Source organism: Thermosulfuriphilus sp. (assembly GCF_054026695.1).
The window spans coordinates 1-15,575 of the sequence record NZ_JBPMLP010000048.1 but is presented as its reverse complement, the minus strand read 5'-3'; the positions used below and the strand labels follow the sequence as shown (position 1 = coordinate 15,575).

17 protein-coding genes are annotated in these 15,575 nt (G+C 49.6%); 13 read left to right on the top strand and 4 right to left on the bottom strand.

All coding sequences use genetic code 11. The features are described from left to right. Window position 1 precedes the first annotated feature (1 nt). The 8 genes from ACXJJX_RS08185 to dut all read left to right on the top strand — a co-directional run bounded on the left by ACXJJX_RS08185 (window position 2) and on the right by dut (window position 6,732). On the top strand, window positions 2-280 hold the full coding sequence (locus ACXJJX_RS08185) for a DUF503 domain-containing protein (protein WP_456434027.1): 279 nt from the start codon (window positions 2-4) through the stop codon (window positions 278-280). After that, window positions 277-642 carry a 30S ribosome-binding factor RbfA gene (gene rbfA, locus ACXJJX_RS08180; RefSeq protein ID WP_456434025.1) on the top strand — a complete coding sequence of 122 codons (366 nt, stop codon included), beginning with the start codon at window positions 277-279 and terminating at the stop codon, window positions 640-642. The genes ACXJJX_RS08185 and rbfA overlap by 4 nt, the downstream gene beginning before the upstream one ends. Next, on the top strand, window positions 626-1,585 hold the full coding sequence (locus tag ACXJJX_RS08175; RefSeq protein ID WP_456434023.1) for a DHH family phosphoesterase: 960 nt from the start codon (window positions 626-628) through the stop codon (window positions 1,583-1,585). The genes rbfA and ACXJJX_RS08175 overlap by 17 nt, the downstream gene beginning before the upstream one ends. Before the next feature lie 7 nt (window positions 1,586-1,592). Continuing rightward, window positions 1,593-2,513 carry a tRNA pseudouridine(55) synthase TruB gene (gene truB, locus ACXJJX_RS08170; protein ID WP_456434021.1) on the top strand — a complete coding sequence of 307 codons (921 nt, stop codon included), beginning with the start codon at window positions 1,593-1,595 and terminating at the stop codon, window positions 2,511-2,513. Window positions 2,514-2,600: 87 nt separating this feature from the next. Next, complete coding sequence (gene rpsO / locus ACXJJX_RS08165; protein ID WP_456434019.1) at window positions 2,601-2,870, top strand: 30S ribosomal protein S15; 270 nt, start codon at window positions 2,601-2,603, stop codon at window positions 2,868-2,870. Between the two features lie 29 nt (window positions 2,871-2,899). Further along, a complete protein-coding gene (gene pnp, locus ACXJJX_RS08160) occupies window positions 2,900-5,035 on the top strand; it encodes a polyribonucleotide nucleotidyltransferase (RefSeq protein WP_456434017.1) in 2,136 nt (711 codons plus the stop codon). After that, window positions 5,036-6,286, top strand: coding sequence for a M16 family metallopeptidase (locus ACXJJX_RS08155; RefSeq protein WP_456434015.1), 1,251 nt, complete (start codon window positions 5,036-5,038; stop codon window positions 6,284-6,286). It begins immediately after the preceding gene. Next, window positions 6,283-6,732 (top strand): dUTP diphosphatase, encoded by a 450-nt coding sequence (gene dut, locus ACXJJX_RS08150; RefSeq protein ID WP_456434013.1) that lies wholly within the window; start codon window positions 6,283-6,285, stop codon window positions 6,730-6,732. The genes ACXJJX_RS08155 and dut overlap by 4 nt, the downstream gene beginning before the upstream one ends. Here dut and ACXJJX_RS08145 read toward each other — a convergent pair. From ACXJJX_RS08145 to ACXJJX_RS08135, 3 genes are all read right to left on the bottom strand, one after another. Next, a complete protein-coding gene (locus tag ACXJJX_RS08145; protein ID WP_456434011.1) occupies window positions 6,729-7,703 on the bottom strand; it encodes a polyprenyl synthetase family protein in 975 nt (324 codons plus the stop codon). The genes dut and ACXJJX_RS08145 overlap by 4 nt on opposite strands. A gap of 8 nt (window positions 7,704-7,711) precedes the next feature. Next, window positions 7,712-8,695: a bifunctional riboflavin kinase/FAD synthetase gene (locus tag ACXJJX_RS08140; RefSeq protein ID WP_456434009.1), complete on the bottom strand. Its 984-nt coding sequence runs from the start codon at window positions 8,693-8,695 to the stop codon at window positions 7,712-7,714. 77 nt (window positions 8,696-8,772) lie between these two features. Further along, entirely contained in the window at window positions 8,773-10,203 is a 1,431-nt protein-coding gene (locus ACXJJX_RS08135) for a 4Fe-4S binding protein (RefSeq protein ID WP_456434007.1), read from the bottom strand. A 252-nt stretch (window positions 10,204-10,455) separates the two neighbouring features. On the opposite strand from ACXJJX_RS08135, the gene ACXJJX_RS08130 reads away from it, so the two are divergent. Next, window positions 10,456-10,659 (top strand): cold-shock protein, encoded by a 204-nt coding sequence (locus tag ACXJJX_RS08130; protein WP_166031811.1) that lies wholly within the window; start codon window positions 10,456-10,458, stop codon window positions 10,657-10,659. Window positions 10,660-10,980: 321 nt separating this feature from the next. Further along, complete coding sequence (locus ACXJJX_RS08125; protein ID WP_456434004.1) at window positions 10,981-12,099, top strand: CARDB domain-containing protein; 1,119 nt, start codon at window positions 10,981-10,983, stop codon at window positions 12,097-12,099. 278 nt (window positions 12,100-12,377) lie between these two features. On the opposite strand, the gene ACXJJX_RS08120 is transcribed toward ACXJJX_RS08125, so the two are convergent. Beyond that, window positions 12,378-12,656: a two-CW domain-containing protein gene (locus ACXJJX_RS08120; RefSeq protein WP_456434002.1), complete on the bottom strand. Its 279-nt coding sequence runs from the start codon at window positions 12,654-12,656 to the stop codon at window positions 12,378-12,380. 159 nt (window positions 12,657-12,815) lie between these two features. On the opposite strand from ACXJJX_RS08120, the gene ACXJJX_RS08115 reads away from it, so the two are divergent. The 3 genes from ACXJJX_RS08115 to ACXJJX_RS08105 all read left to right on the top strand — a co-directional run. Next, window positions 12,816-14,282 carry a nickel-dependent hydrogenase large subunit gene (locus ACXJJX_RS08115; protein WP_456434000.1) on the top strand — a complete coding sequence of 489 codons (1,467 nt, stop codon included), beginning with the start codon at window positions 12,816-12,818 and terminating at the stop codon, window positions 14,280-14,282. A gap of 9 nt (window positions 14,283-14,291) precedes the next feature. Next, complete coding sequence (locus ACXJJX_RS08110; protein ID WP_456433998.1) at window positions 14,292-15,218, top strand: hydrogenase small subunit; 927 nt, start codon at window positions 14,292-14,294, stop codon at window positions 15,216-15,218. 8 nt (window positions 15,219-15,226) lie between these two features. After that, window positions 15,227-15,575, top strand: a 349-nt coding sequence (locus ACXJJX_RS08105; protein WP_456433996.1) for a hypothetical protein, incomplete at its 3' end; no start/stop codon positions are given.

Below are 15,575 nucleotides of genomic sequence, written 5' to 3'. Positions count from 1 at the left end.
AGTGGCCAAGGTACAGCTCTTCATACCAGAGAATCAGTCTCTCAAGGGCAAAAGGCAGGTTATTAAGAGTCTCCTTCGTCAGATAAACGGCCGGTTCAAGAACGTCTCGGTGGCCGAGGTAGATGATCACGATCTCTGGCAACGGGCCCAGATAGGTCTGACCACGGTTGGCAATGACCAGCGCCTTATAAACTCCATTCTCGACCGGGCCTTGGATTACATCGAGGCCTTTGGAGAGGTGGAGGTGATCGAGACCAGGATAGAGATCATCAGCCTATGAAGGGCCAGCGAGCCAAAAGAGTGGCCGAACTCCTTAGACAGGAACTTTCTCTTATCCTTCAGCGAGGCCTCAAGGATCCCCGTCTCAAAGAGGCCTTTATCACTGTGGTTGATGCGCAGGTGAGTCCTGATCTAAAGCGGGCGGTCTTTTTCTTTGATATTCATGGTAGTGAATCCGAACGTCAAAGGGTCCTTGCTGGATTGCGTCAAGCCCAGGGACATCTGCGACGGGAGTTAGCCAACCGAGTGAGGTTGAAGTTCATGCCAGAGATAGAATTCGAGCTGGATCAGAGCCAGGAGGCCCTCTCGAGGATAGATGCTCTCCTTGCCAAAGCTAGGGAGAAGGATGGACAAAGTCGCTAAGTTTGCCAACTTGATAGATTCAAGCCAGCGCTTCTGCCTGACGACTCATGTTCATCCAGATGGAGATGGTCTGGGGAGCCTTCTGGCCTTGGCCGAGGCTTTAAAGGCCAAAGGAAAAGAGGTCAGCCTTTTTGTCGACGATGAGATTCCCTCTCAATACCAATGGCTTCCGGGCATAGAGGCCGTCGGCTCAAGGATCCCGGAGGAAGGCTTTGAGGTCTTGGTGCTTCTTGATTGTGCCGAGGCCTCCCGTATAGGGGCTCTGAAAAGGCACCTCTCTGGGGCCAAGGTGGTGGTCATCGACCATCATTCTTCCTCGGGTGATCTGGGAGACATAGCCATTCTTGATCCTCAGGCCCCGGCTACGGGGTTGATCCTCTTTAGAATCTTCAAGGCCCTTTCCTGGCCCCTTACCCTCAGTATTGCCACTAATCTCTATGCTGCCCTTCTTACCGATACTGTTTGTTTCTGCTTCAAACAGACCAATCAGGAGGCCTTTGCCATGGCTTCAGAATTGGTGGCCGCTGGGGTTGAACCAGCCAAGGTCGCTGAGGGACTTTTTGAACACTATCCTCTGAGACGCTTTCGTCTCCTGGCCCGAGCCTTGGACAGCCTGGAGCTCCACTATGAAGGGCGCTTGGGATTGATGGTTATCACTCCGGAGATGTTTGCTGAGACCGGAGCTCGGGGATCTGATACCGAAAGCTTTGCCAATTTGATCCGTTCAATTGATACGGTGGAATTGGCGGTTTTGGTGCGAGAGGAACACCCAGGGCAGGTCTCTGTGAGCCTGCGTTCCCAGCGGGTGAATGTCGCCCGGCTGGCCGAAGACTTTGGCGGCGGTGGTCATGTTCAGGCAGCAGGTTTCAAGAAGAAGTCATCAGCCAGGGAGATCAAAATGGCCCTATTGAAGGCCGCTGGAAAGCTGTTGAGAGAGGTCTGAAGTAGGAATGAATGGTGTCTTGGTGGTTGATAAGCCTGAAGGGATGACCTCCTTTAAGGTGGTCGACCTTCTTAAAAGAAAGCTCAAGCTCCGGCGGGCAGGCCACGGGGGAACCTTGGATCCCCTGGCTACCGGGGTTCTTCCTGTCTGTTTGGGAAAGGCTACCAAACTTGCCCAATTCATCCTTGAGGGAGATAAAGTCTATGAAGGTGTCATGGAGTTAGGCATTGAAACCGACACTTATGACGCCTTGGGTGAGGTGGTAGCCCGTCGTCAGGTTCCGTCCCTTGAACTTGGGGATCTTGAGCGGGTAGCGGCCAACTTTGTTGGCCTTATTGAACAGAGTCCTCCTCCCTATTCAGCGGCCAAACACAAGGGGCGACCCCTTTATGAATATGCCCGCAAGGGTGCCCCAGTTATCAAGCCTCCCAAGAAGGTTGAGGTTCTGGAGTTTAAGATCCTCTCCTACGAGGCCCCCTTTGTCTATTTTCGAGTGGCCTGTGGTAAGGGGACTTACATCCGGTCCTTGGTCCATGACCTGGGGCAAGTCTTGGGCTGTGGAGCCTGTCTTAAGGGTTTGCGGCGAACTAAAAAGGGGCCCTTTGATATTTCTCAGGCTATGGGGCTTAAGGAGATTCTGGACAAGGCTTCAGTCGGGGAACTTGAAGAACACCTTGTTCCTATCCCTCGGGCTCTTTCTTTTATTCCTTCGGTAGTCATTGGGGAGGAACTTGCCCGGCGCATCCGTCATGGCTTCAGACCTCGGGTTGGGATGATCTGGAACCTTCTTCGGGTTCAAAAGGTGGTCAGGGTCCCTCGTATTCCCTGGCTCCGTCTGATGGTCAATGATGATTTGGTAGCGGTGGTAATGTATCCTGAACCTGGTGACAGTGGTGAGATCGACTTGGTGCGAGTTTTTAATCCCTAATTGGCCATAATGAGGCCCATCCGTTGTCAGAGGGCCGAGTAGGTGTTAGAAATAGCCTGGCAAAATCGGAAATTTGAGGAGGAAGATATGGGTCTTTCACCAGAGGTTAAGCGGGAGGTAATTGAGAAGTTTAAACTCCACGATACCGATACTGGTTCTCCGGAAGTTCAGATTGCCCTGCTTACTGCCCGCATCAACCATCTTACTGAACACTTTAAAGTTCACAAAAAGGATCATCACTCTCGTCGGGGGCTTTTAAAGATGGTTGGCCAGCGTCGCCGTCTCCTGCAGTATCTTAAAAGGACGGATTTTGATCGCTATCGGAGGATCATCAAAGAGCTCGGCTTGAGGGGTTAAAGCATTCAGGAAGGAGTACTTAAGAGTCTATGATCAAAACAGCTGAACTGGAGATAGGTGGCCGGAAGCTCATCGTCGAGACGGGACGGGTAGCCAGACAGGCCAGTGGGGCGGTAATTGTTCGCTACGGAGACACGGTCGTTTTAGTGACGGCGGTGAGTTCTAAAGAGATTAGGGAGGGGATAGACTTTCTGCCCCTGTTGGTAGAGTATCAGGAGATGTACTACGCTGCTGGTCGTATTCCCGGAAGTTATTTCCGTCGGGAGATTGGCCGCCCCAGCGAAAAGGAGACCGTCACTGCTAGACTAATTGATCGTCCCCTGCGCCCTCTTTTCCCCAAGGGTTACCGTTATGATACCCAGATCATTGCCACGGTACTTTCGGTGGATCCAGAAATTGATCCTGATATTCTGGCCATCACCGGGGCATCGGCCGCCCTTCATCTCTCCCATATACCCTTTGCTGGACCGGTGGCTGGAGTGAGAGTTGGTCGGGTGGATGGGGAGTTTATCATCAACCCGACAACCTCTCAGGTCAGGGATTCAGACCTAAACCTGATTGTTGCTGGAACCAAAGAAGCCATTTGCATGGTCGAAGGATCGGCCAAGGAAGTCTCAGAGGAGGTGGTCCTCGAGGCCCTCTTTCGGGCCCATGAGGAGATCAAACGTCTGATAGATCTTCAGGAAGAATTGCGTCAGGGCTGTGGTCGACCAAAGATGGCCTTTGAAGAGCCTAAAGGCGATGAGGAACTCCTTTTACGGCTTAAGGAAACCTTCTCTGAAGATCTGCGGGAGGTGATCACCACTGTTGCAAAGGTCGAACGGGCCCGCAAACGCCAGGAACTTGAAAATAAGGTTCTTGAGACCTTAGGGGAGGAGGTTTCCGGTCGGGAAAAGGAAGTCTTGGGATTTCTCAAAGAGATAGAAAAGGAAATGATGCGGGCCATGATTGCCAAGGAAGGCCGGCGAATTGATGGTCGATCCTTTACCGATGTTCGTCCCATTAACTGTGAGGTTGGCCTTTTGCCACGCACCCACGGTTCGGCCCTCTTTACCCGAGGAGAGACCCAGGTGTTGGTGATTGTTACTTTGGGTAGTACTCAGGATGAACAGAGGATTGAGGCTCCAGGTGGAGAGGTTTTTAAACATTTTATGCTCCACTATAATTTTCCACCATATTGTGTAGGAGAGGTCCGCCCTCTTAGGGGACCTTCGCGTCGAGATATTGGCCATGGGCTTTTGGCCGAAAGGGCCCTTTTGGCCGTGGTTCCAGATCAAGAGGAGTTTCCTTACACCATTCGGGTGGTCTCGGAGGTTCTGGAGTCAAACGGTTCCTCTTCCATGGCCACTGTCTGTGGGGGTACTCTTTCACTTATGGATGCGGGGGTGCCCATCAAGGATATGGTTGCCGGGGTGGCCATGGGGCTTATCAAGGAAGGGGATCAATTCTTCACCCTGACGGATATCCTTGGTGATGAAGATCATCTGGGGGACATGGACTTTAAGGTTGCCGGGACAGACAAAGGCATCACTGCCCTCCAGATGGATATCAAGATCACTGGTGTTACTAAAGAGATTATGGCCCAGGCCTTGGCCCAGGCCAGAGAGGCCCGTCGCTTCATCCTCAGCAAGATGCGAGAGGTCATCAGTAAGCCTCGGGAGACCCTTTCGGCCTATGCTCCTCGGCTTACAACCATTCAGATAAGTCCCAGCAAAATCCGTGATCTTATAGGTCCAGGAGGCAAGACCATTAAGGGGATTATTGCTGCCTGTGAGGATGTAAAAATCGAGGTCGAAGATTCAGGGTTGGTACGCATCTTTGCCCCCAATACGGAGGCTGCAGAGAAGGCTATAAAGATGATCAGGGACGTCACCCAGGAGGCCGAAGTTGGCAAACTTTATCTGGGTAAGGTGACCAGGATTACCGATTTTGGGGCCTTTGTAGAAATTTTTCCGGGAACAACCGGGTTGATCCACATCTCCCAGATGGACAAAGGTCGGGTCCGAAGTGTTTCTGATATCCTCAAGGAAGGGGATGAAGTTCTAGTCAAGGTTATCGATATTGATCGTCAGGGCCGCATAAAGTTGTCCCGTCGGGCCGCCCTTGAGGAATCTATGCGTCGCCTAAGGGAAGAGAAGGACGAAGACTCGGTGGACATCACCTAGATGTATCATAAAACCGTCCTTCCCAACGGTCTCAGGGTTGTTACAGAGAGGATTCCCGGTCTTCGTTCGGTATCTGTGGGCATTTGGGTCAACGTCGGCAGTCGAGACGAGACCAGGGAGATAAACGGTATTGCCCATTTTATCGAACACATGGTCTTCAAGGGCACGGTGCGTCGTTCAGCCCTCGACATTGCCAAAGAAATCGACCGGGTGGGCGGACTTTCCAATGCCTTTACCTCTCGTGAAAACACCTGTTTTCACGCCAAGGTCCTCGACGAACACCTGCCCCGAATTCTGGATCTCCTGGCCGATATTTTCCTTCATTCCCGTTTTGAAGAAAGAGAGCTTGAAAGGGAGCGGCAGGTGATTCTCCAGGAGATAAGCATGGTTGAGGACAGCCCTGATGAGCTCGTCCATGATCTCTTTGGTCAGCTCGTCTTTGGAGACAATCCCTTGGGGTTTTCTGTTTTGGGTACCCGAGAGACTGTCTCCCGGATGACCTCTTCTGGCCTTAGGGAGTATCTTCAACAGGCCTATACAGCAGAAAAGATCGTCATTGCTGGGGCCGGCAGCCTTGAACACCCCCGTTTTGTAGAAATGGTTGCGGCTCAATTTGCCGAGGTTCCGCCTCAAGATGGTCTTTCAGCCCGCTCTACCCCGGAGATCAGATCCTCTGTGGCCATCTATCCTCGGGATCTTGAACAGGTCCACCTGGTTCTTGGAGGTCCTGGTCCTGCGGCCAGGGACGAACGGCGTTACGCTGGGCTTCTACTCAATGTTATTTTGGGAGGCTCGATGAGCTCCCGTCTCTTCCAAGAGATAAGGGAGAAACGGGGTCTGGCCTATTCTATATATTCGTATCTCTCGCTCTATGAGGATGTCGGTCTTTTTGGGATCTATGCTGGTGTGGCTCCGGAGAACGCCAACCAGACTGTGGCCATCATTCTCGAAGAGATCGCCCGTCTTCGGGAGAACCATATTACAGAGGAGGAGCTTTCGGCTGCCCGGGATCATGTCAAAGGGGGCCTTCTGCTTTCGGCCGAAAGCTCTGACACTCGTATGACTAGGCTGGCCCGAAACGAGATCCTCTTTTCACGCTATGTCCCTTACGAAGAGGCTATTTCTCGAATTGAGTCTGTAACTCCGGAGGATATCTGTCAGGTGGCTCGAGACTTTCTGGCCAGAGAGGCCCTTTCACTGGTGGCTCTTGGTCCCCTTGACGAAGAGAAATTGGTGGCCTTCCGGTCATGAAAGAGATCCTTATTCCCATAGAGGTCTTGCCCCATGCCAAAGATCTTCCTCTCCCTCAATACATGACTTCTGGAGCTTCAGGGCTTGATCTTCTGGCTGCCATTTCAGAACCGGTGACCGTTACACCTGGACAGATCGTCCTCCTGCCTACAGGGATCAGGATGGCCATCCCGGAGGGCTTTGAAGGTCAGGTCAGACCTCGAAGTGGCTTGGCCATAAAGTTTGGCCTGACAGTTGTCAACTCTCCGGGGACGATTGACTCTGACTACCGGGGGGAGATCAAGGTCGGACTCATTAATTTAGGCCAGCAAAAGGTGGTCATAAAGCGCGGAGAACGGATTGCCCAGTTGGTTATCTCTCCGGTAGCTCGAGCCAGGCTTGTCTCGGTCTCTAACCTTGACCCTACTGACCGGGGCCCAGGGGGGTTTGGCCACACTGGTCGTTAGTTCCGTCTGGTAAGCACATAACGGGCAATACCGACAAGGATTTCCCTCTCCGGGGCCTCGGGGAGTTCTTTTATATAGTTAAGAGACCGTGAGACTAGGTCTTCAGCCCTCTGGCGAGTCTCTTCGAAGCCCTGATATCTTTCAATCAGGCTATAGGCCTCTTTAAAGGCCGCCTCATCGGCCCTTTCAGCCTGAATGAGCTCTATCAGACGCCTTCGGTCGGCTTTATCGGCCCTGCTGAGGGCAATGATCAGGGGCAGGGTGACCTTACCCTCCTTGAAATCATTGCCGATATCCTTCCCGGTTTCCTGAGCAGCCCCTTGATAGTCAAGCAGGTCATCGACGATCTGAAAGGCTAATCCCAGATTGAGTCCGTAGCCTTTTAGGGCCCGCACAGCCGGTCCTTTAGCCCCGGCTATCAGGGCCCCACACTGGCAGGCCGCGGCGATCAAAACAGCCGTTTTGCGCCGGATGACCTCCATATAGTCTTCTTCCGAGGTCTGAATATTGTCGGCGTTAAGAAGTTGAAGGACTTCTCCTTCACTCATTAAGACCGTAGTCTCCGAAACAACATCAAGCATCTGAAGGTTTCCGTGTTCAACAAGGATGCGAATGGCCTTGGAGTAAAGAAAGTCCCCAACCAGAATGACAGCCTGGTTCCCCCAGACTTTTCGGGCGGCAGTTCGCCCCCGGCGCATGTGGGCCTCATCAACGACATCATCGTGGAGGAGGGTGGCTGCATGGAGATATTCAAAGACTACCGAAACTCGATAGACCTCCGGATCCGGAGGTCCAAAGAGTTTGGCCGCAAGGACCATCAATAGGGGCCGAAGGCGCTTGCCTCCGGAAAAAAGGATGTACTGACTGACATCATTGATAAAAGGAACATAGGAGGCAAAATTGGCCCGCAATTGTTCTTCTATACGGGCCAGTTCTGGGGAGACGGCCTTGAGAAGACTTTCTTTGTCCATAGATTATCCTAACTGGCAGCAGCCTTTATTTCTTCCATACAGGCCGAAGCCATGGCTCCAGCCTCTCGGGCCAAGATCTTACGGGCCTTTTCGATATCTGCTCGGATCTGTTGGGCCAGTTCCTCTGGAGAGGAGAACTTCTTTTCGTCTCGCAGCCGTTCGATGAGGTTTATCTTTATCTCCTGGCCGTAAATGTTTTGGTTGAAGTCAAAGATATGGACTTCCGCAGAGAGATCACCATTGGCAAACGTGGGGTTGAAGCCGATATTCATAACTCCTCCATAGCATCGTTCCCCAACAATGACCTGGACCACATAAACTCCGATCTTCGGATAGAGTTCTTCGCCGGAGATCCTGAGGTTGGCTGTGGGGATGCCTAGGATACGGCTACCGCGGCCATGCCCCGGGATGACAACTCCTCGGATCTGATAGTAACGTCCTAGTAGTTTTTTTACTGTGGCCATCTGGCCGCTGGCCACAAGCTCTCTAACCTTACTGCTTGAAGCAATCAGATCGTCTATCTTCTGTGGGGGGACAACGACCACCTCAAAGCCGTATTTTCTCCCGGCCTCTTTAAGAAAATCGATGTTGCCCTGACGCCCTTTACCAAAAGCATAATCATAGCCAACAACTAAGGTTTTTGTTCCCAGCATCGCTACTAGGTAGCGATGCACGAAGTCTTCAGCGCTTATCTGGGCAAAATTCTGGTTGAACCTAAACCAGATAAGGACGTCGATCCCAGCCCGGCGGATGAGTTCTACCTTGTCTTCCCAGGTACAGATGAGTTTAACTGGATTGTCTGGTCGGAGAATCTTGAGCGGATGAGGATGAAAGGTCACCGCTACTGATTCGCCCGCAGACCTTTGCGCCCGGTGGACCGTTTCCTGAAAGAGGGCCTGATGACCCAGATGGACCCCATCGAAGTTACCGATAGTGACCACTGGATTCCGCAGGCGACGAATGAGGCCCTTTGTTCCCTCCATTATCTCCATAGATCTAAAGCCTCCAAATCTTTGGGAGTTGGCCATGGATTTATAAGACGTCTTCAGCCTTTTGGCAAATCCTTAAATTAAAGGAAAAAAGACCCCAAATATTTACCGATCCAGATATATATTCCCAGGCTGAGGAGCACCAAGACATTGATAAGGAAATAGTTCTTTTGGGGAACTAGGCCTTCAAACTCTTGGCGATAAAAAACATAGGTTACATGTAGCCCGCCTAGGGCCCCTAGAATGAGTATAAATATGGAAAGCCCTCCGATGAGGCCTGAAGGGATCTCAAAAGCCAGATGCTCCCAGGAAAAGCCAAATTGCCTTCCCAGGGTAGGTAGGAAGTCTCCGGCCTCCCTTAATAAGTACTCCAGCCGGTAGGCTAACTCTCCGGTAAAGGCCAAAGGCACAAGTACAGGTACCATAGGGGAAAAACGTCCGAAAAGTTCGTCTTCATGGACGGTAAAAAGTCGGGCTCCAAGTTTGATAAGCCCCAGGAAAAAGATGAAACCGGCAGTCAGGATGAGGGTAAAGGCTACGGCCTCAGAGCCTCCGAGAAAATTCCGGAAGTTTGGGTACCAACGACTGTCTTGAAGGAATCGGGCCACCTGAGAGCCCATAAGGAAGGGAATAATATAGGTGCAGGTGAGATAGCGCCCCTTATTGAGGATGAGCTCGTTTAAAGAATGGCGAATATTGAGCCGGGGAGATCCCCTTTGGCAGAGGGGAACACAGTGACCACAGATGAGGCAGATAAGGTTGTTGCGGACATTGAAAGCTCCCAAATAGACTGGGCATCCTGGAGTACCGGCTCGCCCCCTTTTGCATTCGAAGGTTCGGCATCCCCGGCAACGATTGTGATCAGCCCGGAATTCCAAGATGGAAAGGGTAGCTGCTGAGCCAATGATCTTTCCCATAGGACAGAAATGCCGACACCAGGCTTGTCCCCGATAAAAGATGGCTAGGACTGTAGCCCCAACAGCGATAGAGAGGAGTAAGAGGGCCGTTCCCATGGGAGAGTGCTTCATGTCGGTTACGGCCTCAATCCAGATGATGAAGGCCAAGAGGCCAGTGGCAATATAGGCACAGTATCGGGAGAACCAGTGTGGGGGGAGTTTTTTGCGCGAGAAAGAAAGCCCCTGGAGCAGACGTCCCAAGCCAGGAAAGGGACAAAAAGCACACCACATTCTCCCTAAGAAAAACCAGGAAATAACCACGCTTGTCCACCAGAGGCCCCAGGCAACAAAAAGCATGGCGTTGCGTTCCGGATCTTGGGGGCCGAAGAGGCCGGCAAAGATGAGGCTTGCAAAAAGAATGTCTGTAGCGGTCCTGATCCAGGCAAAGTAGCGTCGATTCGCAAAAAAGCTCCTCAGGGCCGGGAATACCTCAAAGAGATTTACCCTGGCTTCTGGATCGTAGATAAGTATGGTCCGCAGGATCTCTTTGAGCCGGGACCTTCCGGCCTCGGGGCGTTGGGGAAATTCTTCTTCGGGAGGAGCCGTTCGGTTCAAAGAAAAAATTCCTAGAAAAGGTCTTCTCTAATCTGGAGAAATTATACCCTCAGTGAAAAAATTCAAATTTAAACCTAAGATTACCCAAAAAACAGGATATTTAAAGTGTTACCTAGGAGAAAAACACTTTTTCCTTTACAAAGTTTAGGTAGGGGTCTAAAGTGACCTTTGTAAGTTGTAAGCTGGTTATGCCTCCTTTGGGGCGGCCATTACGGCTTACAGAGTTTTAAAGTTTTAAGGAGGACAGTTGTAATGGCCAAAGGAAGAGTTAAGTGGTTCAACGACAAAAAGGGTTATGGCTTCATCTCCAGAGAGGACGGTGGTGATGTCTTTGTCCACTACACAGCCATCCAGGGGCGTGGTTTCCGCACCCTGAGGGAGGGTCAATTGGTGGAATTTGACATCCAGAACGGCCCCAAAGGGGAGCAGGCGGCCAATGTAGTCATTATTGACTAGACTCCCTTAGGTCACTCAAGGGGGGCTCAAAGCCCCCCTTTTTAATTTTCCACTCCATTCCCACCTAAGCCTCCTAATCCTAATCTCAAATCTCCAAATCGTTAAAACTACCTTTTAAGAGCTTAATTATTTACTATAATATTTACTATAACCTTATATTTTGTGAATTGTGGTAGATTTTTCTAGAAAAATCTTGATTTTAAGATTTTAGCTGTTGTAAATAATGACTTAATAAAAATCTTTTCCAGGGTAGGAACTTTTTCTGTTTAAAGCTATTATTTGGCCATTGAAAGGTCATCCTTAAAAAAAGGAGGAATTTTGATGAAAAAAATATGGAAGATTGTCATTTTTATTTTGGTCTTTTTAAACCCCATATTTTGGGGAGAAATTTCTGCAGCCAAGGTGAAGAAATATGATCTTGTTTTAGAAAAGGCTAATTCTTCTTCCAATCCATTTACGCGTCTTTTCTATGTTAATGTTAATAGTCCAGGTGTAATTCGTATTTATTTAAAGGTTAAAAAAGGGCATAAAAGATTAGTTTTTGTTAAGTTATTTTCTGTTGAAGAGGGAGATAACAAGCTTCTTGCTCAGGTTAGAGGAGATAAAGGGAGAATTGAATATTCAATTGATGATATTTTGCTTAAAAAAACTAAAAAATTTATGATATCTGTTTCCAACTTTGATGTAAAAAGAAAGCAGAGAGTTGAAGTGTTGGTGGCTTATCCTGTGAGTGGAGAGGAAGGTATACGATCTGTTTATCCAGATTTAGCTATAGAGGATATAAGTCTTGATCAAGAATGCCATGTATTGATAACTATAGTGAACAAGGGTCCTGGTAGATTGTTTTCTAGATTTTGGAAAAAGGATAGCCCAACACTTAATCTCTATAAAAACGGAAAATTTTGGGGAGGTGTGTCTTTAGATCATTTTGATCCACAGAAAAAGCTCCTCAAAAAAGGAGGGAGTGTAGTTTATAGAAGTAATATGATCCTTCCCAAGGATGCTAGGATTAAAGCTCAAATTAACGTAGGACCTAAGATAATTGATGCTGATCTTAAAAACAATATTATGGAGAAAAAGCTAACTTGTCTTGGACTTCCGGACTTATATATTGAAAAAATATACTTAGGGAGTGATTGTAGAGTTTTAGTTAAGATAAAAAATCAGGGCGGATTTATTCCGCAATCTGCTTGGATTTCAAACCTTAATGTCTATCTTTATATGAATGGACGGGGATGGGGAGGTGTTGCTCTTAGAACGATTGATTCTGATAAAAGCTTAATAAATCCGGGTGGGGTGCTGATTTATAGATCAAATTTATATCTCAGAGGTAAAGCAAATGTTCGGGCGGTAGTAGATAAGGATAACGTCCTCCAAGAAAAAAATGAAACTAATAATAAACTTGAGGTCAGGTTATCGTGTCAGGGGAAGAAGAGGTAGATCGGGAGGAAAACTGTCCACCTGGAAATGGATAGTGCCGGCTCCGCTTCTACAAGCTTTTGATACTGACGGATTTCTCTGACTTATAAAAAGTCATTATTGTTGAAAATGGCCCAGGCAGGGTCCAAGAAGCCTTGAGGTGTAGCCCTCATGCACATTCCAGCGTAACTCTATGTACAAGGCCTTATTAAAAGCGTTTTGGGGCTACTGGTGGCCTTGGCCAAGGTCCATCCAAATTTCAAACAAGACAAAGGTTTGGCCCTGGAGACAAAGGCTTTCTAGTTCTCGAGTCTCTTGACGATTTCTCGTCCTCCTATGAAATTTTTTCCTTCTTCTTGGAGGACAAGTTTATAGAAATCGCATTTGAGGCAGGAGGCCAACTTCTGGGAATAGACTCCTTGGATCTTCCCCCCACAAAAAGTTCCGGCGATAGCCCAACAGGCCCTTCCTCCATTTTGCCCGCCGTTTATGCCATGGGCCTTCTTTTCGGTTGAGGCTGGGCACTTTCCCTGACGGCCACACTTTTTGAACTCCCAACAGTTAAGCTTTTTACCCATAGATCCCCTCCTGAAAGTGAATTTTGGCGCTTTCGTCTTTTCAGGATAATCGGCACCGCTAGAAAAAACTGAATAGAAGATTCAAAAATCCTTAAGGATTTTGTGTGCAGGTCGATATTTTCTTTCTAAAGGCTTAGAGATTTCGGAGAAGGGGTTGCCATGGCCATAAAGACACTAGCGCCACTTACTAGGATAGAAGGACATCTTGCTGTCAAGACTGAGATAAGAGATGGGCGGGTGGTTGACGTCTGGGTCAAGGGAGAAATGTATCGAGGCTTTGAGAACATTCTTTCTGGTCGTAGACCTTTTGACGCCCTGAGGATTACCCAGCGTATCTGTGGGGTCTGCCACGAAGTCCATGGTATTGCCTCGGCTAGGGCTTTAGCCGACCTCTACAAAATTGAGCTCCCTCCCAATGGGGCCCTTCTCCAGGACATCCTTTTGGCCATTCACATGGCCAGCGATCACGTGCTTCATTTTTATCATTTAGCCGTTCCCGACTATGTCGATTTTGCAGCCATCCTGGCCTACAGAGGACAGGATCCGGAGCTTAAAGGATTAAAAGAATGGGTAAAAAATAAGGGTCCTTATCTTTTTACCCGCAAGGTTCCAGGGGATTACCTTCAGGACCCTTCTAGGGCCTTGCCTTTTCTAGTCCACTATCTTGAGGCTTTAGAGGTGGTTGTTACCGGGGCCAAGGCCTTGGCCATTCTGGGGGGAAAGGCTCCATTCGCCCATACGGTCTTCCCCGGAGGCCTTACGATTGAACTCACCCCTGATCGCTTGGCTAAGGTGGCCGATCTGGTCGACAGGCTCCGGCGCTTTACCTTCACTACGTATCTGCCTGATGTTATGAGTTTAGCTCGTCTATATCCGGCCTACTTTAAAATTGGCCGGGGATATCAAAACCTCATATCTTATGGGGGATTTGCCTCACTGGGAAGGCCTCTTTTTAGCCCCGGTGTTCTCATCGAGGGCCAGAGATATCCTTTTGAGCTGACCAAAATCACGGAACACGTGGCCTATTCCTATTATGAGGGAAGTTCTCTCCCCTTTAGCCAAGGAGTAACTAGGCCAATTCCCAACAAAGGTGGAGCTTACTCCTGGATCAAGGCTCCCAGATACGATGGACACCCTATGGAGACCGGACCTCTTTCCCGAATATATCTTACGCCAGAAGGCCAAAGCCGTCTTTTGGCCCGATTAAAGAATCTTGGTCAGGGCCCAGATGCTGCCTTCTCTACCATGGGGCGCCACTTAGCCCGGGCGACAGAGGCCGAAATGCTTTTTGAATTCCTTCCTCAGGCCCTTGAGGCCCTTGACCTGGAAGGGCCGACCATCCGGATGGTCAACCCTGAGGCTCCGGTGAGTGGTCAGGGAGTGGGTCTATCTAATGCCGCCCGGGGAGAGCTTCTCCACTATGTTGAGGCCAGTTCTGGTCGCATCGTTCGTTATCAGTGTGTAGTCCCTTCTACCTGGAACTTCTCTCCTCGTGATGAACAGGGTCGGCTTGGCCCAGCAGAAAAAGCCATTCTGGGGACTCCTGTGGCCTATAAAGAGGGGCTGATCGAGGTGGGGAGGGTGATCCGAAGTTTTGATCCCTGCTTGGCCTGTAGCATTCATTAGGAGGAAGACATGAACCTTAACCGGCGGGATTTTTTGAAGTTCTGTGGTCGTTTGGCACTTGCCTTTTGTGGAAATGCGGCCCTAGGGTCTGATTTTGCTGAGGCCTTTATCCGGATTGCCCGCAAAGAAGTGCCGGTTATTTGGCTTACCGGTCAGGCTTGTTCGGGAGACAGCGTCTCCCTGGTCTATGGTGATTCGCCCTCTCTAGTACCCATACTTACTAACCTGGTTGATCTAAAGTTTCATCCCGTCCTTTCGGTCGCCCAGGGGGAGATGGTTCTCCAGATTATAGAAGAGGTGAGCTCAAAGGGACAATTTGTCCTGTGCTTTGAAGGGGCCATCCCCACCAAGATGCCCGAGGCCTGTACCGTGGCCGAACAATCTCTGATTGATCTCTTGGAGAGGGTTATTGTCTCGGCTGCCGCCGTGATTGCCTGCGGAACCTGCGCCTCCTATGGGGGTATCCCTAGGGCCAACCCAGAGACTGGAGCTGTTTCAATATTTGATTTCGTAAAGGAGAGGGGCCTGGGAAAACCTGTGGTTCGCATCCCAGGTTGTCCCATGAATTCGCTAAGATTTACCGGTACGGTGGCCTACTTTGTGGCTTATGGAAAGTTACCACCACTGGATAAGGACAATCGTCCTCTCATGTACTACGAGGATATCATTCATCATAACTGCCAACGTTACCAATATTTTGTCCAAGATCTCTACGCTACAGACTACAACCAGAAAAAATTCTGTCTTTTTCGAATGGGTTGCCGGGGGCCGGTCACCCGTGCGGACTGTCCCTTAAGGCGTTGGAATGGAGGGACTTCTTGGTGTGTGGCGGCCAACACTCCTTGTGTGGGATGTGCCCACCCTGACTGGCCCTGGGGGAAAGAAGAAGGATTTTATCCAGATCCGGCTCGAATCGTCATTCAGACTGATGAGTGAGGTGACCTATGAAATTACGCCTTGGATTAAAACATAAAATGATAGGTCTGGTCATCATCAACTCTTTATGTTTCCTTGCGGTTTACATCTGGGGATTTGACCGGATGATTCGTCTCTATCAAAGCCAGCTTTTTGAAATGGTCGACAATATTGCCCAAATAAGCGTTACTAGTGCTGTAGATTCTCTGAGAAAAGGTAATATGAAGACTTTTGAACATCTTCTTAAGACGGTGGCCAACCAACAGGGTATAAAAGAGCTTTCTTTAATCGATGCTCAGGGTAGGGTTCTTTATTCTTCATCTCCAGAAAATGTCGGTCAAGATTATGGGATTCTGCTCAAGGAGTTTTCTGGGGAGG

What these genes read in the sequence shown, in the direction of transcription:
- rbfA (WP_456434025.1), top strand. Translation starts at nt 277, where the DNA reads ATGAAGGGCCAGCGAGCCAAAAGAGTGGCCGAACTCCTTAGACAGGAA.
- ACXJJX_RS08175 (WP_456434023.1), top strand. Translation starts at nt 626, where the DNA reads ATGGACAAAGTCGCTAAGTTTGCCAACTTGATAGATTCAAGCCAGCGC.
- truB (WP_456434021.1), top strand. Translation starts at nt 1,593, where the DNA reads ATGAATGGTGTCTTGGTGGTTGATAAGCCTGAAGGGATGACCTCCTTT.
- rpsO (WP_456434019.1), top strand. Translation starts at nt 2,601, where the DNA reads ATGGGTCTTTCACCAGAGGTTAAGCGGGAGGTAATTGAGAAGTTTAAA.
- pnp (WP_456434017.1), top strand. Translation starts at nt 2,900, where the DNA reads ATGATCAAAACAGCTGAACTGGAGATAGGTGGCCGGAAGCTCATCGTC.
- ACXJJX_RS08155 (WP_456434015.1), top strand. Translation starts at nt 5,036, where the DNA reads ATGTATCATAAAACCGTCCTTCCCAACGGTCTCAGGGTTGTTACAGAG.
- dut (WP_456434013.1), top strand. Translation starts at nt 6,283, where the DNA reads ATGAAAGAGATCCTTATTCCCATAGAGGTCTTGCCCCATGCCAAAGAT.
- ACXJJX_RS08145 (WP_456434011.1), bottom strand. Translation starts at nt 7,703, where the DNA reads ATGGACAAAGAAAGTCTTCTCAAGGCCGTCTCCCCAGAACTGGCCCGT.
- ACXJJX_RS08140 (WP_456434009.1), bottom strand. Translation starts at nt 8,695, where the DNA reads ATGGAGATAATGGAGGGAACAAAGGGCCTCATTCGTCGCCTGCGGAAT.
- ACXJJX_RS08130 (WP_166031811.1), top strand. Translation starts at nt 10,456, where the DNA reads ATGGCCAAAGGAAGAGTTAAGTGGTTCAACGACAAAAAGGGTTATGGC.
- ACXJJX_RS08125 (WP_456434004.1), top strand. Translation starts at nt 10,981, where the DNA reads ATGAAAAAAATATGGAAGATTGTCATTTTTATTTTGGTCTTTTTAAAC.
- ACXJJX_RS08120 (WP_456434002.1), bottom strand. Translation starts at nt 12,656, where the DNA reads ATGGGTAAAAAGCTTAACTGTTGGGAGTTCAAAAAGTGTGGCCGTCAG.
- ACXJJX_RS08115 (WP_456434000.1), top strand. Translation starts at nt 12,816, where the DNA reads ATGGCCATAAAGACACTAGCGCCACTTACTAGGATAGAAGGACATCTT.
- ACXJJX_RS08110 (WP_456433998.1), top strand. Translation starts at nt 14,292, where the DNA reads ATGAACCTTAACCGGCGGGATTTTTTGAAGTTCTGTGGTCGTTTGGCA.